The organism is Bacillus sp. S10(2024) (assembly GCF_050473865.1).
In the GTDB taxonomy this organism is placed as follows: Bacteria; Bacillota; Bacilli; order Bacillales; family Bacillaceae_G; genus Bacillus_A.
Genome location: NZ_JBFLUR010000002.1, coordinates 2,374,878 through 2,395,301, shown reverse-complemented (window position 1 = coordinate 2,395,301; position 20,424 = coordinate 2,374,878). Strand labels below are relative to the sequence as shown.

At 37.1% G+C, this 20,424-nt stretch carries 21 protein-coding genes; 15 read left to right on the top strand and 6 right to left on the bottom strand.

Features of this window, described 5'->3' with window-relative positions:
- Positions 1–50: 50 nt before the first annotated feature.
- Positions 51–1,064, top strand: a complete 1,014-nt coding sequence (locus AB1280_RS12275) for a LacI family DNA-binding transcriptional regulator (protein ID WP_272187158.1) — start codon at positions 51–53, stop codon at positions 1,062–1,064.
- A 39-nt stretch (positions 1,065–1,103) separates the two neighbouring features.
- Here AB1280_RS12275 and yhfH read toward each other — a convergent pair whose 3' ends face one another.
- Positions 1,104–1,232, bottom strand: coding sequence for a protein YhfH (gene yhfH, locus AB1280_RS12270; RefSeq protein ID WP_020059885.1), 129 nt, complete (start codon positions 1,230–1,232; stop codon positions 1,104–1,106).
- Positions 1,233–1,392: 160 nt separating this feature from the next.
- On the opposite strand from yhfH, the gene AB1280_RS12265 reads away from it, so the two are divergent.
- The 3 genes from AB1280_RS12265 (at position 1,393) to AB1280_RS12255 (ending at position 4,794) form a co-directional block, all read left to right on the top strand.
- Positions 1,393–2,127 carry an MBL fold metallo-hydrolase gene (locus AB1280_RS12265; protein ID WP_272187159.1) on the top strand — a complete coding sequence of 245 codons (735 nt, stop codon included), beginning with the start codon at positions 1,393–1,395 and terminating at the stop codon, positions 2,125–2,127.
- Between the two features lie 9 nt (positions 2,128–2,136).
- Positions 2,137–3,126: a lipoate--protein ligase gene (locus AB1280_RS12260; RefSeq protein ID WP_429755962.1), complete on the top strand. Its 990-nt coding sequence runs from the start codon at positions 2,137–2,139 to the stop codon at positions 3,124–3,126.
- A 135-nt stretch (positions 3,127–3,261) separates the two neighbouring features.
- A complete protein-coding gene (locus AB1280_RS12255) occupies positions 3,262–4,794 on the top strand; it encodes a fatty acid--CoA ligase family protein (RefSeq protein WP_429755961.1) in 1,533 nt (510 codons plus the stop codon).
- 127 nt (positions 4,795–4,921) lie between these two features.
- Here AB1280_RS12255 and AB1280_RS12250 read toward each other — a convergent pair whose 3' ends face one another.
- Positions 4,922–5,914 (bottom strand): zinc-dependent alcohol dehydrogenase family protein, encoded by a 993-nt coding sequence (locus AB1280_RS12250; protein ID WP_429755960.1) that lies wholly within the window; start codon positions 5,912–5,914, stop codon positions 4,922–4,924.
- 258 nt (positions 5,915–6,172) lie between these two features.
- Positions 6,173–6,487 carry a hypothetical protein gene (locus AB1280_RS12245; RefSeq protein ID WP_429755959.1) on the bottom strand — a complete coding sequence of 105 codons (315 nt, stop codon included), beginning with the start codon at positions 6,485–6,487 and terminating at the stop codon, positions 6,173–6,175.
- A 280-nt stretch (positions 6,488–6,767) separates the two neighbouring features.
- Here AB1280_RS12245 and AB1280_RS12240 point away from each other — a divergent pair, with 280 nt between their 5' ends.
- The 7 genes from AB1280_RS12240 (at position 6,768) to AB1280_RS12210 (ending at position 13,735) form a co-directional block, all read left to right on the top strand.
- Positions 6,768–7,340: a GNAT family N-acetyltransferase gene (locus AB1280_RS12240; protein ID WP_429755958.1), complete on the top strand. Its 573-nt coding sequence runs from the start codon at positions 6,768–6,770 to the stop codon at positions 7,338–7,340.
- Positions 7,341–7,550: 210 nt separating this feature from the next.
- Entirely contained in the window at positions 7,551–8,591 is a 1,041-nt protein-coding gene (locus AB1280_RS12235) for a sulfate ABC transporter substrate-binding protein (RefSeq protein ID WP_429755957.1), read from the top strand.
- 32 nt (positions 8,592–8,623) lie between these two features.
- Positions 8,624–9,460 (top strand): sulfate ABC transporter permease subunit CysT, encoded by an 837-nt coding sequence (gene cysT / locus AB1280_RS12230; protein ID WP_429755956.1) that lies wholly within the window; start codon positions 8,624–8,626, stop codon positions 9,458–9,460.
- A 15-nt stretch (positions 9,461–9,475) separates the two neighbouring features.
- On the top strand, positions 9,476–10,336 hold the full coding sequence (cysW, locus tag AB1280_RS12225) for a sulfate ABC transporter permease subunit CysW (protein ID WP_429755955.1): 861 nt from the start codon (positions 9,476–9,478) through the stop codon (positions 10,334–10,336).
- Position 10,337: 1 nt separating this feature from the next.
- Positions 10,338–11,411, top strand: a complete 1,074-nt coding sequence (locus AB1280_RS12220) for a sulfate/molybdate ABC transporter ATP-binding protein (protein ID WP_429755954.1) — start codon at positions 10,338–10,340, stop codon at positions 11,409–11,411.
- A gap of 123 nt (positions 11,412–11,534) precedes the next feature.
- Complete coding sequence (locus tag AB1280_RS12215) at positions 11,535–12,470, top strand: ATP-grasp domain-containing protein (protein WP_429755953.1); 936 nt, start codon at positions 11,535–11,537, stop codon at positions 12,468–12,470.
- A gap of 359 nt (positions 12,471–12,829) precedes the next feature.
- A complete protein-coding gene (locus AB1280_RS12210) occupies positions 12,830–13,735 on the top strand; it encodes an AraC family transcriptional regulator (RefSeq protein WP_429755952.1) in 906 nt (301 codons plus the stop codon).
- Positions 13,736–14,014: 279 nt separating this feature from the next.
- On the opposite strand, the gene AB1280_RS12205 is transcribed toward AB1280_RS12210, so the two are convergent.
- A complete protein-coding gene (locus AB1280_RS12205; protein WP_429755951.1) occupies positions 14,015–14,599 on the bottom strand; it encodes an SCO family protein in 585 nt (194 codons plus the stop codon).
- 153 nt (positions 14,600–14,752) lie between these two features.
- On the opposite strand from AB1280_RS12205, the gene AB1280_RS12200 reads away from it, so the two are divergent.
- Positions 14,753–16,009, top strand: a complete 1,257-nt coding sequence (locus AB1280_RS12200) for a M48 family metallopeptidase (protein ID WP_429755950.1) — start codon at positions 14,753–14,755, stop codon at positions 16,007–16,009.
- Between the two features lie 232 nt (positions 16,010–16,241).
- On the opposite strand, the gene AB1280_RS12195 is transcribed toward AB1280_RS12200, so the two are convergent.
- Entirely contained in the window at positions 16,242–16,457 is a 216-nt protein-coding gene (locus AB1280_RS12195; protein ID WP_429755949.1) for a spore germination protein, read from the bottom strand.
- A gap of 236 nt (positions 16,458–16,693) precedes the next feature.
- Between AB1280_RS12195 and AB1280_RS12190 the strand changes: the two genes are divergently transcribed.
- The 3 genes from AB1280_RS12190 to AB1280_RS12180 all read left to right on the top strand — a co-directional run bounded on the left by AB1280_RS12190 (position 16,694) and on the right by AB1280_RS12180 (position 19,610).
- The gene (locus AB1280_RS12190) at positions 16,694–17,752 is read left to right on the top strand and encodes a DUF5667 domain-containing protein (RefSeq protein WP_429755948.1); all 1,059 of its coding nucleotides are present in this window, start codon (positions 16,694–16,696) and stop codon (positions 17,750–17,752) included.
- An 84-nt stretch (positions 17,753–17,836) separates the two neighbouring features.
- The gene (gene sigI / locus AB1280_RS12185) at positions 17,837–18,559 is read left to right on the top strand and encodes an RNA polymerase sigma factor SigI (protein WP_272187175.1); all 723 of its coding nucleotides are present in this window, start codon (positions 17,837–17,839) and stop codon (positions 18,557–18,559) included.
- The gene (locus AB1280_RS12180; protein WP_429755947.1) at positions 18,552–19,610 is read left to right on the top strand and encodes an anti-sigma-I factor RsgI family protein; all 1,059 of its coding nucleotides are present in this window, start codon (positions 18,552–18,554) and stop codon (positions 19,608–19,610) included. The genes sigI and AB1280_RS12180 overlap by 8 nt, the downstream gene beginning before the upstream one ends.
- A gap of 141 nt (positions 19,611–19,751) precedes the next feature.
- On the opposite strand, the gene AB1280_RS12175 is transcribed toward AB1280_RS12180, so the two are convergent.
- Positions 19,752–20,417 (bottom strand): HAD family hydrolase, encoded by a 666-nt coding sequence (locus tag AB1280_RS12175; protein WP_429755946.1) that lies wholly within the window; start codon positions 20,415–20,417, stop codon positions 19,752–19,754.
- Between the last annotated feature and the right edge of the window lie 7 nt (positions 20,418–20,424).

Genomic DNA, 20,424 nt, shown 5'->3' with positions numbered 1-20,424 from the left:
ACTATATAATTCTAATTAAGAAAACGTTTTCATTAAAGGGGGAGAATTTCGTGTCGACGATCGAGGACGTAGCGAAATTAGCGGGGTTATCAAGAACAACGGTTTCTCGGGTGATTAATAACCATCCGTATGTATCGGACGAAAAGAAAAAGAGAGTACAATTAGCGATGAAACATCTTGGATTTGTTCCGAATTCTGCGGCGAGGAGACTACGTAAGCAAAAGACGGAAACAATCGCAGTGTTGGTGCCGCGTGTGACAAATCCTTTTTTCAGTAAATTTATTGAGGCGATTGAAATTGTAGCTTCAGATCATAAATATAAACTGATTATTTGTCAAACAAGATATTTACCAGAGAAAGAGATGGAGTATTTGCAGCTGTTATCTACGAAACAAGTAGATGGGATTATTTTATGTTCACTTGAAAATGCTTGGGAGGATGTTGAGCCTTATTTACAGCATGGGCCGATTGTTTTATGCAATGAATATATTGAAGAAGCAAACATCCCAACTGTAAACTTCGATCATGCACAAGGAGCATACATAGCAGCGAAGCATGTATTAGATCAAGGATATCGCCATCTTATCTTTTGCCGTGGCAGAGAGACAAAGGTAATCAACCAGCAGAGAAAAATGGGCTTTTTGCGTGCTGTAACAGAAGCAAGTAAACAAGTGGAGTCAATTGACTTTGTTGAAAGCGCTTACTCTATTGAGGATGGGAAAAATATATTTTATGAGTTTTTGCAAGACAAAAAAAATCCTACCGCTATTTTGGCAGGGGGAGATGAAGTGGCAGCAGGAATCATCGCAGAAGCAAGCAAAAAGGGCTGGAGCATTCCAGATGATTTAGCTGTAGTTGGTTTTAATAATCAGTTCTTATCACAAATTACAGACTCAGGTATTACAACAATTGATCAGCCAATTGATGACATGGCGCATAAAGTTGTGGAACTGATGATGGATAAAATTCATACGAAAAATTATCGAAATAAAGAAGTGTACGAGTTTGAACTAGAGCTCTTAGTGAAAGGTTCGACGGTAAAAAGTACAATGATGCTAGCCTAGTAGATGATATCTGCTAGGTTTTTCTATGTTTACAATCTATTATTCTTCGTGTGTACAATCTTCGCATTTATTGTGATACGCTTCGTGCTGCTCATCAATCTCTCTCCCGCAATTGGAACAAGTTTTTGCCGGTAAATTTCTAAAAAACTCCATCGGTTGATCTATCATGTAAATCCCTCCATTTCCATTTCTTACTAACATTGTATTAGTACAAATGATTAAAGTCAACAACTGTTTTATAACAAATTTCAAAATAATGAAAATGTGTAGAAAATCCATTATAGTTAAGAATGTAAGAGAGAAAATGAAACAGAAAGGATGAACACATATGAAAATGACGGTTGTCGGCTTTTGGGGTGGTTTTCCGGAGGCGGGAGAAGCAACGTCTGGATATTTATTTGAACACGATGGATTTCGTTTACTTGTTGACTGTGGTAGCGGTGTACTAGCACAGTTACAAAAATACATAAAGCCTTCTGACATAGATGCTGTTTTATTGTCCCATTATCATCACGATCATGTTGCTGATATTGGGGTACTTCAATATGCACGTTTAATTACAAGCATGACAAATGGTGTATTACCAGAACTGCCGATTTATGGACATACCTTTGACGAAAAAGGTTTTGCATCGTTAACACATATACCGTATACAAAAGGGGTTCCTTACAATCCAGCAGACACATTACAAATTGGCCCATTCTCTATTTCCTTCTTACAAACAGTGCATCCTGCTATATGTTTTGCAATGCGTATTACAGCAGGTGGGAAAACGATTGTATATACAGCAGATTCTAGTTACATGCCAAAGTTTGTTTCATTTGCACAAAATGCAGATGTATTTATTTGTGAATGTAATATGTATGCACATCAAGATGGATCAAAAGCTGGTCATATGAATAGTACAGAAGCAGGCGAAATTGCAAAACAGGCAAATGTAGGAGAACTACTTTTAACTCATTTGCCGCATGCAGGAGAGTTATCCGATTTAGTAACGGAGGCAAGACAAATTTTTAACGGCCGCATCGTACTCGCACATAGCGGTTACGTTTGGGAATCTTGAGGTGAAACCATGTTATTTATCGATAATAAAGGAATTACAGATCCAACAATTAATTTAGCAATTGAAGAATATTGTGTAAAAAATTTAGATATTAATGAAACGTATTTATTGTTTTACATGAATGAGCCATCTATCATTATCGGGAAGAATCAAAACACAGTGGAAGAAATTAATGCTGATTACGTACGTGAAAAGGGAATCCATGTTGTAAGACGTCTTTCTGGCGGCGGCGCTGTGTATCATGATTTAGGAAACTTAAACTTTAGCTTTATTACGAAAGATGACGGAGATAGTTTTCATAACTTTAAGAAGTTTACAGAGCCGGTGACAGTAGCCCTTGGGAAATTGGGAATTAACGCCGAACTAAGCGGCCGCAATGATATTTTAGCGGAAGGACGAAAAATTTCTGGTAACGCTCAGTTTGCGACAAAAGGACGTATGTTTAGCCACGGTACGTTATTATTTGATTCTGAAATCGACCATGTTGTGTCGGCGTTAAATGTAAAACTGGATAAAATTCAATCAAAAGGAATTAAATCAATTCGCAGCCGCGTTGCAAATATTGCGGAATTTTTGAATGAAAAAGTTACAATTGAAGAATTTAAACAGATTCTTTTAGAAAATATTTTTGAAGGAGAAAGTGAAATTCCAACATACGAATTAACAGAAGAAGATTGGAAAGAAATCCATAAAATCTCAGAAGAACGTTATCGGAATTGGGAGTGGAACTACGGAAAATCTCCAAAATTTAACTTACAGCATACACATCGTTTCCCAGTTGGACAAGTAGATGTTCGGTTAGAAGTACAAAAAGGCGTAGTCTCAGAATGTAAGATTTACGGGGACTTTTTCGGCGCTCTCGATGTACGTGAAATTGAGGAACGCTTAAGTGGTAAGGTGTTTGATAAGGAAGCATTTGCGGTGGCGCTAGCTGATGTCGAAGTGCCACGTTATTTTGGTAATATAACAAAAGAAGATTTCTTATCTTTATTCTTTTAACTGTATAAAAAACAACCATATCTTACGTGTGGTTGTTTTTTTATATATGTTTTATAAAATGTAACTTGCGCCAATAATTTTCTTTTAATATAATGTATTTAGAATTTTTTAAATTTTATAAAAGGTGGGGGTATTGTGAATCTCGTTCACAGATTAGCCGAAACGGTGAAAAAGAAAGGGGACAAGCCGGCTTATATTTTTCAGGATCAGTCGGTATCTTATGACCAATTTAACGGAATGGTCATAAAGTTTTCTAGTAGTTTAGCAAAAATGGGCATTGGAAAAGGGGACAATGTCGCACTAATTGTAGGGAATTCGCCGCACTTTTTGATCGGTTTATACGGAGCGATGCGTGCCGGGGCAACGGTTATCCCAGTCAATCCGATCTATACACCAGATGAACTATATTACATTTTACAAAATGGAGACGTTAAAGCAATCATCACACTAGACATCCTTCTACCAGTTATGCAATCACTTACAACTAGACTTCCTTCTATCGAAAATATCATCATTTGTGAAACTTCAGCAGATTCAGCTTATGAAGAAACAGAAAAAATGAAAACGTTTACGAATTTAGTAGCGAGCGGAGACATCACTTTCCAAGGTCCAGATATACAAGAAGAAGACGTTGCTGTTATTTTATACACGTCAGGAACAACTGGAAAGCCAAAAGGGGCAATGTTAACGCACAAAAATTTATATAGTAATGCGAGCGATGTAGCTTCGTATTTACAATACTCAGAGCATGACCGTGTCGTTGCGGCGCTACCAATGTTCCATGTATTTTGTTTAACAGTTTCTGTTAATGCACCAATTGTAAACGGCGCTACGATTTTAATGTTACCGAAGTTTAGCCCAAAAGAAGTATTCCGCATTTGCCGTACATACGAAGCTACAATATTTGCCGGCGTACCAACGATGTACAATTATTTATATTTACATGAAGATGCTAGTCCAGAGGATGTTCATACACTTCGTTTTTGTATTTCTGGCGGTGCGTCTATGCCTGTTGCGCTTCTTAAAAACTTTGAAAAGCGATTTAACGTTATCGTTTCAGAAGGTTATGGCTTATCAGAGGCATCACCTGTTACTTGTTTTAATCCGCTTGATCGTCCGCGTAAACCAGGATCGATTGGAACAAACATTTTGAATGTGGAAAACAAAGTTGTCGATGAGATGGGCGATGAAGTACAAGTTGGAGAAGTAGGAGAATTAATCGTTCGTGGTCCAAATGTAATGAAAGGCTATTACAAGGCACCAGAAGACACAGCCGCAGTCCTTCGAGATGGCTGGCTGTACACAGGCGACTTAGCAAAAATGGATGAAGAAGGTTATTTTTATATTGTAGACCGGAAAAAAGATATCGTTCTTGTGGGCGGTTATAACGTCTATCCGCGCGAAGTAGAAGAAGTGTTATATATGCACGAAGCGATCGCGGAAGTAGTTGTAATCGGAGTTCCAGATGAAAATTTAGGCGAAGCGGTGAAAGCATACGTCGTACCGAAAACGACAAATGTAACAGTGGAAGAACTAATGGCGTATTGCGCACTTCACCTGGCGAAATATAAAATACCAAGCAGCATTGATTTCTTAGAAGAACTGCCGAAAAATACGACAGGAAAGATTTTAAGAAGAGCGTTAAAAGAGAAAGCGATGCAAGTATAAGTGGAATCAAACAGCAGCTTGTTTTATTGAAGCTGCTGTTTATTATTTGTATGGATTTCTTTTTATAAAAAAACGATAAAACAAGTAGTTAGAAATCCTTGTTTAATAATAGCAAAAAAGAATTTATTTAATAGCTTGTTAAAAATACTTTCCCTTTCGTTTTCTTAACAGATTCGACTACATCAATAGCTTTTATTACATCTATCAAGTCATACTTGGAATCTACCGTCATGAAACGTAATTTTTTATCATCTATTAAACGGATCAAGTGATGAAAAGTTTCTTGCCATTTATCTACTGAGACATTTTTATTCCAATTTCGTAAATGAAACATATTAGCATTTACTCTTGCTTTATTTACGATATCTTTCCAATTTACTTGTATCCCTGATAGAAGACCTATCGTTAAAAAATTACCATTAGGTTGTAAACAAAAAGCCAATTCGTTTCCATCTGATCCTCCAATGGAATCAATAGCAGCATCTGCACCCATTCCATTTGTTAATTCCATCACTGATTCATACAGTGAAACAGTAGAAGTATCTATTACATAAGAAGCTCCAAGATGAAGCAACTCTTCTGTATGTTTATTATTTCTTGTAACTGCAATTAATCGAAAACCTAAAATCTGCGATAATTGAGCAAAAAGATGCCCAATAGAAGAACCACAAGCATTAACCAATAAAACATCATTAGGTTTTAATTTTAGAATTTCCGTACAAGTCACCCATGCTGTAACTGGATTGATATACATTTGTGATGCTGTAAAATCATGAATTGAATTAGGTATAGGAATCGCAAAGTCTGCTGATGTCTTAACAAACTCTTGCCAAGTACCTTCCCCGCGTAAAGGTAAAACACGTTTGCCAATGAGTTCTTTGGAAACGAAAGAACCTACATCTTCTACAATGCCAACTCCTTCATAACCAGGTATATTGGGTAAAGAAATTCTATGTGCGTATGCTCCTCTTATTGGAATTAAGTCAGATGGATTTATAGGTCTTGCTAACATTCGAACTAAAACTTCATTGTTTTTGGGCAGTTCTATACTTTTATCTTCAACTTTTAACACATTTTTGGGACTACCGAACTCATAAAATGTAATACATTTTCCACGCAAAGCAATTCTCCCCTTAGTATAATCAGATTCACTATATCATCTTTCATTAAACTGCCTCTTTAGTTTAAATACAGAGCCTCTAAAACAGAAGCTAAATAAGGTTGAGAACATTGTAACATTTTTTAAAACGTCGTGACTTTATTCAAAACATCGCATCTTTTTTTAAAAAATCATAACTTTGTTTCAAAGCTGCGGTAATTGCATCTGTAATTTTTCTGACTCCTCTTTGATAAAAAAACGTCGTTTTTACGACGTTTTTTACTTGTATGTATTTCGTTTTATAAAAAAAACGATAGAACAAATAGCTGGAAATCCTATTAATTGTAAATTAAATAAATCGGTAATATTTTGGATATTTCCACCAAGAACAATAATAATGAATAACATTACGATACTACCTAATAGAGCATAGATAACTAAAGCTAGTTTGAAAGGTAATGATTTAGGAACTATGTAGTATCTGTATAATAATTCGCCAATTATACACCCTACTAATACCATGGGTGCTCCAAAAATTATTATTGCCATGGTAAACTCAAAAATATTCTGCCAATCTAAATTCTCTGGAGACATAATCAGTCCTAACAGATTCTCCGAAATAATCAAGGTAGTTAAAGAATAGAGAAAAGCTACTATAAATTTTTTAATGATTGATCTCTCCAATCATATAATTCAATTTTTACATTAATTGTATCAAGAGTAAGGTTTTGTTGCAAAGTGTCCTTAATCAAATGAAACACTGTACAAACTTCTTAGCTAAGAAGTTATTTATATAGTTAACGAAGAGGTTTTGAATTTTATGATAAAATTAATATATGAATGAGATAGATGCTTAGGAGGAAAGTTATTTAATATGATTAAAATTACTGGACAAAAAATTGTATTGAAGGAAGCAACTCATCGAGAGCTTGATGAATTATACTATTGGAAATATGAAGAGAAGGAACAAGAAGCAAAGAAATGGAATGGTCCGTATATAACTGAACCTAAATTAACAAAAGAAGAATTTCTAAAAAGTTGGGAGAAAGACTCGCAAATTATTCCTAATGTGCCTAGTACACTAGTTATCATTGTTGGAGATACATTAATTGGCACAGTAGGTGCTTATTGGGTAGATAAAAATACGAATTGGTTAGAAACGGGTATCGTTATTTATGATAAAAATTACTGGAATGGTGGATACGGTACGGAGGCTTATAAACTTTGGATTGATTTCCTATTCAAATCTACTGAATTGCATCGATTAGGGATGTCAACTTGGTCAGGAAATGTAAGAATGATGAAAGTTGCAGAAAGATTAGGGATGAAAGAAGAAGCAAGAATAAGACAAGCAAGAATGGTAGATGGTAAATATTTTGATGCAATTAAAATGGGGATTTTACGAACAGAGTGGGAACAATCCTTTCAACTAATGGGGGCACAGTAGTTATTGGTATGCCCTCAATTGGTTCGTTTTACTTTTCGTCTAAATATTACCTGATTTCATAGTTGACATATCGGAATTATGTATTTAAAATAAAGAAAAAATTGAAAAATGAAATAATAAAAGCTAATCAGAGAAACTGAAGGCGCACAACATTCACTATGTGAAACGTTTGTGTGCCTTTTTCTATTGATAAAACGAGGAGGGGTATAAATGAAGTTGTGGGGGAAAACATCAATTAGAGCAGGGGTACTGCTGTCCACGGTGCTTCTGTTTTCAGGGTGCACATCGGCGACATCTACTAGTAAGTCGGAATCAGGAAAGACTATTGAACTTTTAAATGTATCATACGACCCGACCCGGGAATTGTATCAAGATTTCAACAAGGACTTCGCTGCATATTGGAAAGAGAAAAGCGGTCAAACCGTTACTGTGAAGCAATCTCACGGAGGATCGGGAAGTCAGGCGCGCTCGGTTATTGATGGCTTAGAAGCGGATGTTGTGACGCTTGCATTAGCATATGACATTGATGCGATTAGTAAGAAAAAGTTGTTACCCGAAGATTGGCAGAAACGTTTGTCTAACAACTCGACTCCTTACACATCGACAATCGTATTTCTTGTGAGAAAAGGGAATCCGAAAAGGATTAAAGACTGGGATGATTTAACGAAGAAAGGGGTCTCCGTTATTACTCCAAATCCGAAAACATCGGGAGGAGCTCGCTGGAACTATTTAGGGGCATGGGGATACGCTTTGAAAAAAAATAATAATAGTGAAGAAAAGGCAAAAGAATTTGTAAGTCAGCTATATAAAAATGTAGAAGTGCTGGACTCTGGAGCACGCGGGGCAACGACTACGTTTGTAGAAAAAGGGATTGGGGATATTCTTATTGCCTGGGAAAATGAGGCATTACTATCACAAAAGGAACTAGGGAAAGACAAGTTTGAAATTGTGACACCATCTATTAGTATTCTTGCTGAACCGCCAGTAGCTGTCGTGGATAAAGTTGTCGATAAAAAGGGAACGCGTAAAGTAGCTGAGGCATATCTTGAGTATTTATATACAGAGAAAGGGCAGGAGATTGCGGCGAAAAACTTTTATCGTCCTCGCGATCAAAAGGTAGCTGAAAAATATGCATCGCAGTTCCCAAAAGTACAATTGTTTACAGTTGATGAAGTGTTTGGAGGGTGGAAAAAAGCGCAAGAGACGCATTTTAGTGATGGTGGTGTCTTTGATAAAATCTATCAAAAATAATAGAAGTAGCTGAGGCAATGAGGTGAAAGAATGTGAGGAAAAATAATAGGAAGCGAATTTTACCTGGGTTTGGAATTTCCCTTGGATTTACGATGTTATATGTAAGTTTATTTGTCTTAATCCCATTATCTATCGTGTTTATCCAAACTTCCCAGTTAGGATGGAGCAAATTCTTTCAAGTGATCACAAGTGAAAGGGTTTTGCATGCTTATCAAGTTAGTTTTACAACTTCACTCGCAGCGGCACTTGTAAATGTTTGTTTTGGTCTATTAATCTCCTGGGTACTTGTTCGTTACTCGTTCCCAGGAAAGCGGCTGCTTGATGGGTTAATTGATTTACCTTTTGCGTTGCCAACCGCGGTTGCGGGTATTACGCTTACAACTTTGTATTCGCAAAACGGCTGGATTGGAAAAATTTTCGATGTGTTTCATATAAAGATAGCTTTTACACCACTTGGAATTATCGTTGCTTTAACTTTTATCGGATTGCCCTTCGTTGTACGTATGGTGCAGCCTGTCCTGCAAAATATGGAGAAGGAAGTAGAAGAAGCAGCGGCTAGTTTAGGGGCTTCACGTTTACAAGTATTTTGGAAGGTTGTGTTTCCGGAAATTTTGCCGGCTTTATTAGCGGGATTTTCATTAGCTTTTTCAAGGGCACTCGGGGAATACGGATCTGTTATCTTTATTGCTGGAAATATGCCCCTTAAAACAGAAATTGCGCCGCTGATGATTATGACGAAACTTGAGCAATACGATTATGCAGGTGCGACAGCTGTGGCAGCGGTCATGCTGGTTGTCTCTCTTTTCTTCCTGTTTACGATTAATCTCATTCAGAGCTGGAGTCAAAAACGTGGATTGCAAAATGAATAGAAAGGGGAGAAAAGGATGGAACCGTCTTTCGCGAAACCGATTAAGCAAAAAACAGTGCAGACGCTTGTAGTCACAACAGAATCGAAAGTGATTCGTATCATTTTCATTGCGATTACTCTAATCTTTTTATCTATATTTCTTTTGTTGCCGTTAGTGACAATTTTTATGAAAGCATTTGAGCGTGGAATCGATGTGTACATTACCGCTATTACAGATAGTGAGGCACTTTCTGCGATTCATCTCACAATTATTGTGGCCCTTATCGTTGTTCCGCTAAATACGATATTTGGCGTGGCCGCAGCGTGGCTCATTACAAAATTTCGCTTTCGAGGGAAACAGTTTCTATTATCACTTATTGAACTGCCTTTTGCTGTTTCGCCGGTTATTGCCGGGTTAGTTTTTGTACTACTATTTACGCCGCGCGGTGGACTAGGAGCGTGGCTCATAGAGCATGGCGTGCAGCTTATTTTTTCTATGCCCGGTATTGTAATTGCTACTGTGTTTGTCACATTCCCTTTTGTCGCACGTGAATTGATTCCTGTTATGGAGGCGCAAGGAACGAGTGAAGAAGAAGCGGCTTTATCACTAGGAGCAAGCGGCTGGAAGATGTTCTTTCGTGTTACGCTGCCGAATATAAAATGGGGGTTACTTTATGGCATGATTTTATGTAATGCCCGTGCAATTGGAGAGTTTGGAGCAGTTTCTGTTGTATCAGGACATGTGCGAGGCGTTACGAATACAATGCCGCTTCATATTGAAATTTTATATAACGAATATCAATTTTCTGCTGCATTTGCGGTTGCCTCATTAATGTCATTGCTGGCGGTCGTTACGTTAATTATAAAGAACTGGATTGAATGGAAAGGGAGGCAATAGGATGAGTATTCACATTCAGAATGTATGGAAACAATACGGTACGTTTCAAGCTCTGCAGCAAATTAATCTAGAAATTCCGAAAGGGGAACTCGTTGCGCTGTTAGGTCCATCTGGTTCTGGGAAAACGACGTTATTACGAATTATTGCGGGGTTAGAACAAGCGGATCAAGGTGCGATCTTATTCGACGGAGAAGATTTAACGGATATTCATGTGAAAAATCGGCAAGTTGGTTTTGTGTTTCAGCATTATGCCCTGTTTAAACATATGAATGTATTTGAAAATGTAGCGTTTGGATTAAAAGTGCGCAAAAAGAAACTAAGACCGTCCGCAGCAGAAATAGAAGAAAAGGTGCTTGAGTTATTAAGACTTGTGAAGATGGATGGCTTTGCGACCCGCTATCCCGCGCAGTTATCTGGAGGACAAAGACAACGGATTGCGTTAGCGAGGGCTTTAGCAGTTGAACCGAAAATTTTGCTGCTTGATGAACCGTTTGGTGCATTAGATGCAAAGGTGCGTAAAGAACTGCGAAGATGGCTACGGAAATTGCACGACGAATTTCAAATTACAAGTGTGTTTGTAACGCACGATCAAGAAGAAGCATTGGATGTCGCGGATCGAATCGTTGTCATGAACGAAGGACGCATTGAACAAATGGGGACACCAGAAGAAGTGTACGATCACCCAGCTAGCCCATTTGTATATGATTTTTTAGGAAATGTAAATTTATTTCATGGTCGCGTTCGGAAAGGAAAATTGAATTTAGGTTCTATCGAATTAGAAGCACCGGAACATGTGCATATTTCCGATTCTGACGCCGTGGCATATGTGCGGCCACATCATTTATCTATTACGCGAACAAAGCAAAGCGTCGATGCCATCCCAGCGAAAGTGATCTACACACATGCTGTTGGCCCTGTTGTATATATTGAATTAAAACGTGATGGAGTAGATGAATATTTAGAAGCTGAAGTGAGTAAAGAACAATTTGAACAGCTTAAGATTCGAACAGGGGAAGTTGTATATGCACATTTGAAAGAAGTGAAGGTGTTTATACCAGAGGACTTTGTTATTTAGTTAGAAAACGAAAGGCGCTTCGTGTCGTCTTTCGTTTTTTTAAGTTATCGTAAAATTAGTATTTTACAGATTAGTAAAAAGAGTATAATGAATATAATTACATTTTAGAAAGAAGGTATTCCCTTGAAGAAAATTCACATTATTCATGAAAACACAGAATGGACAAGACATCTAACGAAACGATTGGAAGAACTCGGTCTTCCTTATGAAGAATGGCATTTAGACAAAGGGAATGTTGATCTTTCGTCTGTTCCGCCGAGCGGCGTATTTTATAATCGGATGAGCGCTTCTTCTCATACGAGAAATCACCGTTTTGCCCCAGAGTTTACAGGTGCTGTCCTTGCTTGGTTAGAGATGCATAATCGAAAAGTGTTCAACGGAAGCAGAGCACTTCAGATGGAAGTAAGCAAAGTTGCACAGTATATGGCGCTCCATGCACAAGGAATCCAAACACCGAAGACGATTGCTGCTGTTGGTAAAGAACATATTATCGAAGCGGCAGCGCAATTTGAAGGACGCCCATTCATTACGAAGCATAACCGTGCTGGAAAAGGACTAGGCGTACAGCTGTTTCAATCTGTTACTTCGCTAAAAGATTACGTAGAAAGTGCAGCATTTGAAGAGCCGGTAGATGGTATTACTTTAATTCAAGAATATATTCAATCTCCTGAGCCTTACATTACACGTTGTGAGTTTGTAGGCGGGAAATTTGTATATGCAGTTCAAGTTGATACATCAAAAGGCTTTGAATTATGCCCAGCTGATGCTTGTCAAATTGGCGATCTGTTCTGCCCGGTTGGAGAGAAAGCGCCGGAAAAACCGAAGTTTCAAATTATTGAAGGCTTTAACGACCCAATCATTCAAAAATATGAGGCTGTTTTGGCTGCAAATGATATCGCGATCGCTGGCATTGAGTTCATTCGAAATGCAGATGGTGAAATTTTCACTTACGATATTAATACAAATACAAACTACAATGCTGATGCTGAAGCAGTTGTTGGGAAGTACGGCATGTTAGAAATTGCGAAGTTTCTTGGTAGTGAATTAGAGAAAATATAACTAGATAGGGAGAAAGCTGCTGATGAGGCAGCTTTTTTTGAAAATGTGGAGTATGAAGTAGAGCATTCATATACAACGCTCTACTTCTATTATCTTCTAACACTTTTTCTAACTACGTGAAGTAGTAGCGTGAAATAATTTAAATCCGAAAATCAAAAATAGATTCGTTAATGCTATACAACATAAAAAGAGTGCGGACATGAATTCTCCCATTACGTTCTTGTATAAGAACAAGGAATAGAAGAATACGGTTACTATTGTTGAGAGAAAAGTTACAATATTTCATAAAAAAGCAAAAAACATCAAGAAGGGAACGTGGGTTCCTTTTATTATTATACATATAAGGCAGGTGAACAGAGATGGGATGTTATGAAATGCAAATTCAAAAAGTAATTGATTCTATTGAAGAAGATGTGATGGAAAAACAAACGTTAGCGAGTCTTGCGCGTATTGCAGGATTTTCTGAGTATCATTTCCACCGCGTTTTTCAAGCACTCGTAGGAGACTCTGTGATGGAGTATGTGCGAAAGAGAAGGCTTGCCCGGGCAGCTTATCAGCTTTCTCACACAGAGGGAAAAATTCTAGATATTGCACTAGAGCACGGCTTTCAATCTCATGAAACGTTCACACGTGCCTTTAAAAAGCTGTTTCATATGACGCCGAGTCAATATCGAAAGCAAGAGATTCGAACACCGCTATATTCCAAGGTGAATGTGATGCAGCGCAAATTTAATCCGTATTTAGGGGGAATCAAAATGGAATTTCGTATAGAAACAAAGCCAGCTTTTCAAGTGATCGGGTATGAAATGAAGACAACGGGTAAAGACGGAAAAAATCTAACAGATATTCCAGCGATGTGGCAAAATTATTTGCAAAATAATTTGTCAGAAAACATTCCGAACCGTAAGCATACGAATGAGCTCGTGGAGTTAGGGATGTGTACAGATTTTAATTTAGAGACAGGCGAGATTACGTATATTATTGGGATGGAAGCAACAAGCTTTGATGGTGTATCAAGTGAACTGACCTGCCGTACATTCCCTGAAGCAACATATGCTGTATTTACAACGCCGAAAGTTCCTGAGGAAGAAATGGTTGCATCGATTCAGCAAACGTGGAATGCAATCTTCACAGAATGGTTCCCGCATTCTGGCTATGAGCACTCTGGTGTTGTTGAGTTTGAATTATACGATGAGCGCTCTCATGCTGATAAACACGATCTTGTACAACTGGAGATTTGGCTGCCTGTACAGAAGAAACAATAAAGTAAAAAGAGACTGAGCCTTTAGGCGCAGTCTTTTATTATATAAGCATGTCGAACATGGTTGAAGGATCTTTGTCCTCTGTCGAAACGCCGATATATTCAAAAAATCGCTGATATCGTATTATTTAAATGAATATAATTCATTTCTTACATAAAAGTCCCTGCTATGCAGAATAAAACATGACCTGAACTTGTCTTTAAACCTTGCGAGTGGCAGGAAAATGTACTGACCGCTTCCATGCATGGCCAGATACTCTCACGCCTCTAAAAGAAAGGGGTTTTACATCGCTTTCTTAATTTTCTCTAACACTTCTTTACTATCAAACCCGCGCTCTCCCATACCGAATACTTCAATTAAACGATTATTTTCATCTAGTAAGTAAGAGTTAGAAGTATGAATGTAAAGACCGCTTCCAGGATCGCGGTAGCGGAAGTTAAAAGATTCGGCTAGTTGTTTCGTTTCTTCTTCATCGCCGCGCAGCAGATGCCAACCTGTTGTTTCCTTCATATCAAACGTTTTGGAGTAATGTTCTAGAATTTCTTTCGTATCATATTTCGGATCAATCGTAATTGTAATAAATTCGATTTTTGTACCGAATACTTTTTGTTTCACAAGTTCATCTCGTAAATGTTTCATTTTGTATGTTGTAACCGGGCAAATATCCGGACATTTTGTATACATAAATTCTACTAATTTTAATTTTTTCGGTAATTGATCAAATGATACAGATGTTCCGTTTACATCTTCCATAACAATCCCCTTTGGTATTTCCGCTGCTGCTTTTCGGTACCCGGTAAAATAAAAAATTCCAATCAAGGTTACAACAATAAGTCCTAACGTAAAAGTAATGTACAATTTCTTCATTCCAACCCCTCCCAATTTTTATTTTATAAGAAAAATCTGAAAAATAAGAAAGGATGAGTGAATATTACATGACATTTCATGTATTAGCTTGTTCTATTTTTCGAGGAACGAACTACAATATTAATAGACAGGCAGCGATGAGGAGGAGAAATCATGCGAAAAGTGATGAGTTGGACACTTTTTTTGTACGCTCTATTTGCATTATTTATATATTGGTACTTATTTGGATGGAATCATGAGATTATACCGGAAGCGTATAAAGGAACGAGTGCAGATCCAGCAACATTTATGAATGCAAGAGAGTTGACACTTAGTCAAGATTACTCGCGGGTAAAGAACTTATTGTTTTTTTTAGCAACGCCGCTGCAATGGATTGTTTTATTATTTGTTCTCATTTTCGGTATATCAAAGCGGTTTGAAAAATGGGCGAAAGATACAACGAAATCTCCGGTACTACAAATTGCGATTTATTTGTTTTATTTATCGCTTGTGACAACGGTGCTCGCATTGCCGCTGCAATGGATTGGTCATCAAGTATCTGTTGATTACGGTATTTCTACACAATCAACAGCAAATTGGATAAGGGAACATATACTTGACTTTTGGATCAATTTTATGCTTATGTTTCTGATTGTGACTGTGCTGTTATGGCTCATTAAAAAATATCCGAAACGCTGGTGGTTGTATGGATGGGCGCTTTCCGTTCCATTTACGATCTTTTTAACATTCATTCAACCAGTAGTTATTGATCCGCTCTATAATGATTTTTCGACACTGCATAATAAAGAGCTTGAGAAAAAGATTTTAACATTAGCGGATAAAGCTCATATTCCAACAGAGCATGTGTATGAAGTGGATATGTCAAAGAAAACAAATGCGTTAAATGCATACGTAACGGGGATTGGCTCAAATTCTCGCATCGTTTTATGGAATACGACGCTTGAGCAGTTAAAAGATAAAGAGATATTATTTATTATGGCGCATGAAATGGGTCATTACGTGATGAAGCATATCTATTGGGGCGTCGGGAGTTATATCATTTTAACTTTCGTTGGCATGTACCTCATTAGTCGTATTATTCAAACTTGTATTCGTAAGTGGGGAGATACACTGCATATTTCTAAAATAGCTAGTTTCTCAGTTTTACCGTTATTTTTCCTTGTATCTTCGGTGCTTTCCTTTGCCGTAAGTCCTGCCACAAATTACGTATCTCGCATTGAAGAAAGAGCGGCTGATCAATACGCATTAGATATGACGAAGGATAATCAGTCGGGAGTTAAAACATTTCAATATTTATCAAAGACGAGTTTAAGTCAAGTGAATCCGCCGGCTCTAGTGAAATTATTCATGTATACACATCCGCCAATTTTTGAAAGAATTCTCACGTTTGAAGAATATAAGAAGAAATAGTCATTAAGAAAAGTAATTGTGTATAAAGGATACGAATGGAAAAGAACAAGTAATTTTCTAGTATAAAGACTAGGAAGTTACTTGTTCTTTTTATATATTTATTTTAATTTTTTGACATATCTACTATAGAGAATACAATATGACTTGAATTTAGAACTTGCATGTCTGACCGTTTCTATGCGTAACCAGATACTCTGGTCTCCTCCCTAAAAAAGGGTCTTTATTTCGTATATTACAATGTGAATTTTATATCCTGATCAGTTTGGTCATTATCAAATACATTAGAGGTACTAACTCCGTTAAAGACTTTCAGTGTTTTTGCTGCATTTGATGATCCAGAACCATGATATTCTTTATTACGGAATTGAGGATTTACATTGTATTTGTCTCCCAAATTTACAGCCCCATTACATCTTGAAATGACAATGCTGTCTACAATTGCAGGCATATTCTTCACCTCTTTTTTATCTTTAGTGTATGCCGCTTATTTTGAAAAAAAGATTGTTTATGAAAATAATTAAGTGGTTCAATCTCGGGAAAAAATTGTAATTTTCATGCTTACTTGAAAAAGGTGACGAAAAGCCAGCTTTTTATTTTTTATGAAAAAAATTTTTTTCTAACCCCCTTAAATCTTACTTTTCCTCCGAATATGTATAGCAAAGAAAGCAAATGGAGGAAAATAAGATGAAGAAGATATTATTAAAAGGAACGATGATAACGATGATGGCATGTAGTCCATTTTTAATGGGAACGGCGGCGTATGCTAGCAGCAACACAGATGCAGCAAAAACAACAGAGACAGAAAAGCCGACTTTAGTGCAAGGGGATTTCTTTTACTTCGTAAAAACGATGGTGGAAGATATTAAAATGGCGCTTGCGAACAATGATTTAGACAAGGCAAAGCTACTATCTGAACAAGCGGCAGAACGCATTGCTGAAGCGGATGTGTTAATGAAAAAGGGGAAAGATGATTTCACACAAGATACATTAGAAAAAGCAGCTGAAAACTTAGAAAAAGCGGATGAGCTTTCAGGAGAAACGAAAACAGAAAAGCCAGCTGATGGAACGAAAACAGAGGTAGAAAAGCCTGCTGAGGTAAAGAAAGAAGAAACAGAAAAGCCAGCTGATGAAACAAAAACAGAGGTAGAAAAGCCCGCTGACGCAAAAAAAGAAGAAACTAAAAAGCAAGCTAACAAAGAAAAAACAGAAGCGGAAAAAGTAAAAGTACATATTGGACACAATATCGAAGCATTAGCAAAAGCGCTTGATAAAGTGAAAAATCCGAAGGCGAAAGCTGCAATTTCCAAAAATATAGAGAAGAGTTTTGCAAGAATTGCTGTTAAAATAGAAAAAGTACAAGAAAAGAAAGAGCATGTTGTTGCAAAGGAAAACAAGCCAGCAGATCAAAATATAGAAGAAACTTCTGGAAAAATGGAAGACACAAATAAAATCGTACAACCATCACAAGTAGAGCAGTCCGAACAACTAGAGCAACCGGCGCAACCAGCAGAGCCGGCGCAACCAGCACAACCAGCAGAGCCAGCGCAACCAGCAGAGCCGGCACAACCAGCCCAACCGGCAAAGCCAGCGCAACCAGTACATAAAGATGCTAATTCTCATGAGAATCATGAGAAATCCGAACAAAAGGAAAACCATCAAGAGAACGGTAAAAAAGTCGGTCAAGTAAAGCATGAGGAAAAGCGTGAAGAAAAACATAGAGAGAAACATGAAGAAAAGCACTAAGAAAAGTATGGAAATGTAGTGAAATGGTCACTTCTTTAGTGACCGTTTTACTATTTTTAGCAGAGGGGAGGAGAGGGACTACCTGTGTTAAGTTTATTGATGAAAATCGTAAAAAAATCGACAATAGAAGACGTAGTATTTAACATACAAAAAAATGAAGAGGATAAGGAAGATTTTATCGCTCAGTATCGGCCTTTTATTCGAAAATCGATTTCGGCTGTCTGTCGTCGTTATATTACGGAGCAGGACGATGAATATAGCATTGGACTGTTTGCATTTCATCAAGCCATTGAACAATATTCATATAAAAAAGGGAAATCTTTTCTTTCGTTTGCTGAACTTCTTATAAAAAGAGATGTAATTGACTACATACGTAAGGAGTCTAGGCATAACCTCGTCTTTTTAAAAGAAGACCAGCAAGAGGAAACACTGGAAATGCAAGCGGCCCTTACGGAATATATGAAAGAGATGGAAAGCAGCAACCGGAAGGAAGAAATTCTTCATTTTCAAAGCGTGCTATCTGAATTTAAAATATCATTTGCTGAGCTTGCTAAAGAGTCTCCGAAGCATCGTGATACGCGGGAGCATTTATTAGAAATTGCAAAGATTATTATAAAAGAAGAGAAAATGATAGAAGAACTGTTCCGAAAGAAAAAGTTACCTCTCAAGCAAATTGAACCGCATGTTAGAACAAGCCGTAAAACGCTGGAGCGGCATAGGAAATATATCATTGCAATGTGCATTATTTTTGTAAACAACTACGTATACATTCAAGAATATATAAGAGGTGGGCAGGGGAATGAATAAAGGGATTGTGATGGATATAAAAAAACGCAGCATAGTTGTGTTGACACCGGACGGAGAATTTATTAATTGTAAGAAAAAGTTGAACGCTTATGTGATCGGACAGGAAATCGAATTTCAAGAACAAGAAAATAGACAGATGTCTTTTTCAGTTCCTTCTATATTAAAACCGGCCTCGTTAATTTTTACTTGTTTTCTATGTGTCTTTTTGTTTTTATTCAATCAGCCGGAAAAAAAAGCGCTTGCCTATGTTTCTATCGATATTAACCCGAGCCTAGAGGCGAGTGTAACAAAGGATCTTCATGTTACAGAATTACGAGCTTGCAATGAGGATGGTAAGCGTATTTTAAAAGAAATAAAACGGTGGAAAAATGAGCCTTTGCAAGACGTAGTGCGTATAATTGTAAAACAAAGCAAAGAGGATGGATACTTAACGAGTGACAAGCAAGTTATGCTAACATCTGCTGTAAAAGAAAAATCGTTAGAACCAGAACTGCAAAAGACTATTCAAGAGTTAAAAAGCGAGTATGACGCAAAACATGTTACAGTCGTATATCAGGAAAGTACTATGCAAATGAGGGAGAATGCTCAAAAAGCAGGAGTTAGCACAGGGATTTATTTGAAACAGAAAAATGAGAAGAAGTCATCAGTTTCTCCTGAACCGCCGCAAGTACAAGAGGAACAACCTCCTAAAGTAGATTCGCAGCCGGATTCAGCGCCTCATTCAGATTCGCAATCGAATTCCTCTTCTTCTGTGCAGCATGAAAGAACTGAGCAGAAAGAGGAGAAAGAAGAGAAAGAACAACAACCAGCTCATGTACAGCCGCCATCGCAGGAAAGAAATAACGGCCACAGAGAAGAAAACAACGATAAAGAACAGAAAAAAGAATGTCACGAACAGAAAAAAGAGGAACAAGAGCAAAGAAAAGAACAAAAAAAAGAATATCATGACCAAAAAAAAGAACAGCAAGGGTATGAAAAAGAGCAACGAAAAGAAAATAAGCATGGAAATTCTTCAAAGCATGAAGAAAAAGGAAACGGAAAACATAATTAGTAAAAAGGTATAGGATTGTATATGAAGTAGTTCCGTTCATGTGGGAGAAATCGTATACCTAATAATAAACCAACGCTCAGAAATCTATCATTCTGAGCGTTGATTTATTACTTCGCTTATTTAATTAAAGCACCAGCAAGTTTAGTAAACCATTTTCATTTTAGGCAATATTGTTTGTAACTCCATTAAGTCATTTATTACGAAATCAGCCTGAGCAAGTTCCTCTTCTTGTGCAAAATCAAAATTACATCCAATTGCAATTAAACCATTATCTTTAGCTGCATTTATATCAGATAAACGGTCTCCAACTACCGCTGCTTTTTTTATATCATATTTATTTATAATTGTTTTAACTAAATCTCCTTTATCAAGTGTTTGTATTTGTTGAATACTAAATGTTTCAGTAACCCAACTATCCAAATGATAATACCTCACAATTGCTTGTAAATATTCCGTTAAACCATTGCTCGCTATGTAAATGGAACAATTATTTTCTTTTAAATAATTGAAAACTTCCTTTACGTTAGGATATAAAGCACCTTTCCCGCTTTTTATGTTTTCAACTAATTTTTCCAGAAAATAAGCATCCGTTTGTTCTCTTACTTCATTGGTATGATTAGGTAACAAAGCTTCCCAAACTTTTGGTAAAGGTACACCCATAATTTCACGGTATTGATCAATAGGTGTTACTGTATCCCATAAATTTAGTGACCGTAAATGGTTAAAAGTATTATCAAGTGATAATTCTAGAATTTTTTCTGTTTGAAATAGAGTTCCATCCATATCAAAAATCAATGATTGTAACATTGCTTTC

What these genes read in the sequence shown, in the direction of transcription:
- AB1280_RS12235 (WP_429755957.1), top strand. Translation starts at nt 7,551, where the DNA reads ATGAAGTTGTGGGGGAAAACATCAATTAGAGCAGGGGTACTGCTGTCC.
- AB1280_RS12240 (WP_429755958.1), top strand. Translation starts at nt 6,768, where the DNA reads ATGATTAAAATTACTGGACAAAAAATTGTATTGAAGGAAGCAACTCAT.
- AB1280_RS12260 (WP_429755962.1), top strand. Translation starts at nt 2,137, where the DNA reads ATGTTATTTATCGATAATAAAGGAATTACAGATCCAACAATTAATTTA.
- AB1280_RS12210 (WP_429755952.1), top strand. Translation starts at nt 12,830, where the DNA reads ATGGGATGTTATGAAATGCAAATTCAAAAAGTAATTGATTCTATTGAA.
- AB1280_RS12195 (WP_429755949.1), bottom strand. Translation starts at nt 16,457, where the DNA reads ATGCCTGCAATTGTAGACAGCATTGTCATTTCAAGATGTAATGGGGCT.
- AB1280_RS12175 (WP_429755946.1), bottom strand. Translation starts at nt 20,417, where the DNA reads ATGTTACAATCATTGATTTTTGATATGGATGGAACTCTATTTCAAACA.
- AB1280_RS12190 (WP_429755948.1), top strand. Translation starts at nt 16,694, where the DNA reads ATGAAGAAGATATTATTAAAAGGAACGATGATAACGATGATGGCATGT.
- AB1280_RS12180 (WP_429755947.1), top strand. Translation starts at nt 18,552, where the DNA reads ATGAATAAAGGGATTGTGATGGATATAAAAAAACGCAGCATAGTTGTG.
- AB1280_RS12245 (WP_429755959.1), bottom strand. Translation starts at nt 6,487, where the DNA reads ATGTCTCCAGAGAATTTAGATTGGCAGAATATTTTTGAGTTTACCATG.
- AB1280_RS12220 (WP_429755954.1), top strand. Translation starts at nt 10,338, where the DNA reads ATGAGTATTCACATTCAGAATGTATGGAAACAATACGGTACGTTTCAA.
- AB1280_RS12200 (WP_429755950.1), top strand. Translation starts at nt 14,753, where the DNA reads ATGCGAAAAGTGATGAGTTGGACACTTTTTTTGTACGCTCTATTTGCA.
- AB1280_RS12205 (WP_429755951.1), bottom strand. Translation starts at nt 14,599, where the DNA reads ATGAAGAAATTGTACATTACTTTTACGTTAGGACTTATTGTTGTAACC.
- cysW (WP_429755955.1), top strand. Translation starts at nt 9,476, where the DNA reads ATGGAACCGTCTTTCGCGAAACCGATTAAGCAAAAAACAGTGCAGACG.
- AB1280_RS12265 (WP_272187159.1), top strand. Translation starts at nt 1,393, where the DNA reads ATGAAAATGACGGTTGTCGGCTTTTGGGGTGGTTTTCCGGAGGCGGGA.
- yhfH (WP_020059885.1), bottom strand. Translation starts at nt 1,232, where the DNA reads ATGATAGATCAACCGATGGAGTTTTTTAGAAATTTACCGGCAAAAACT.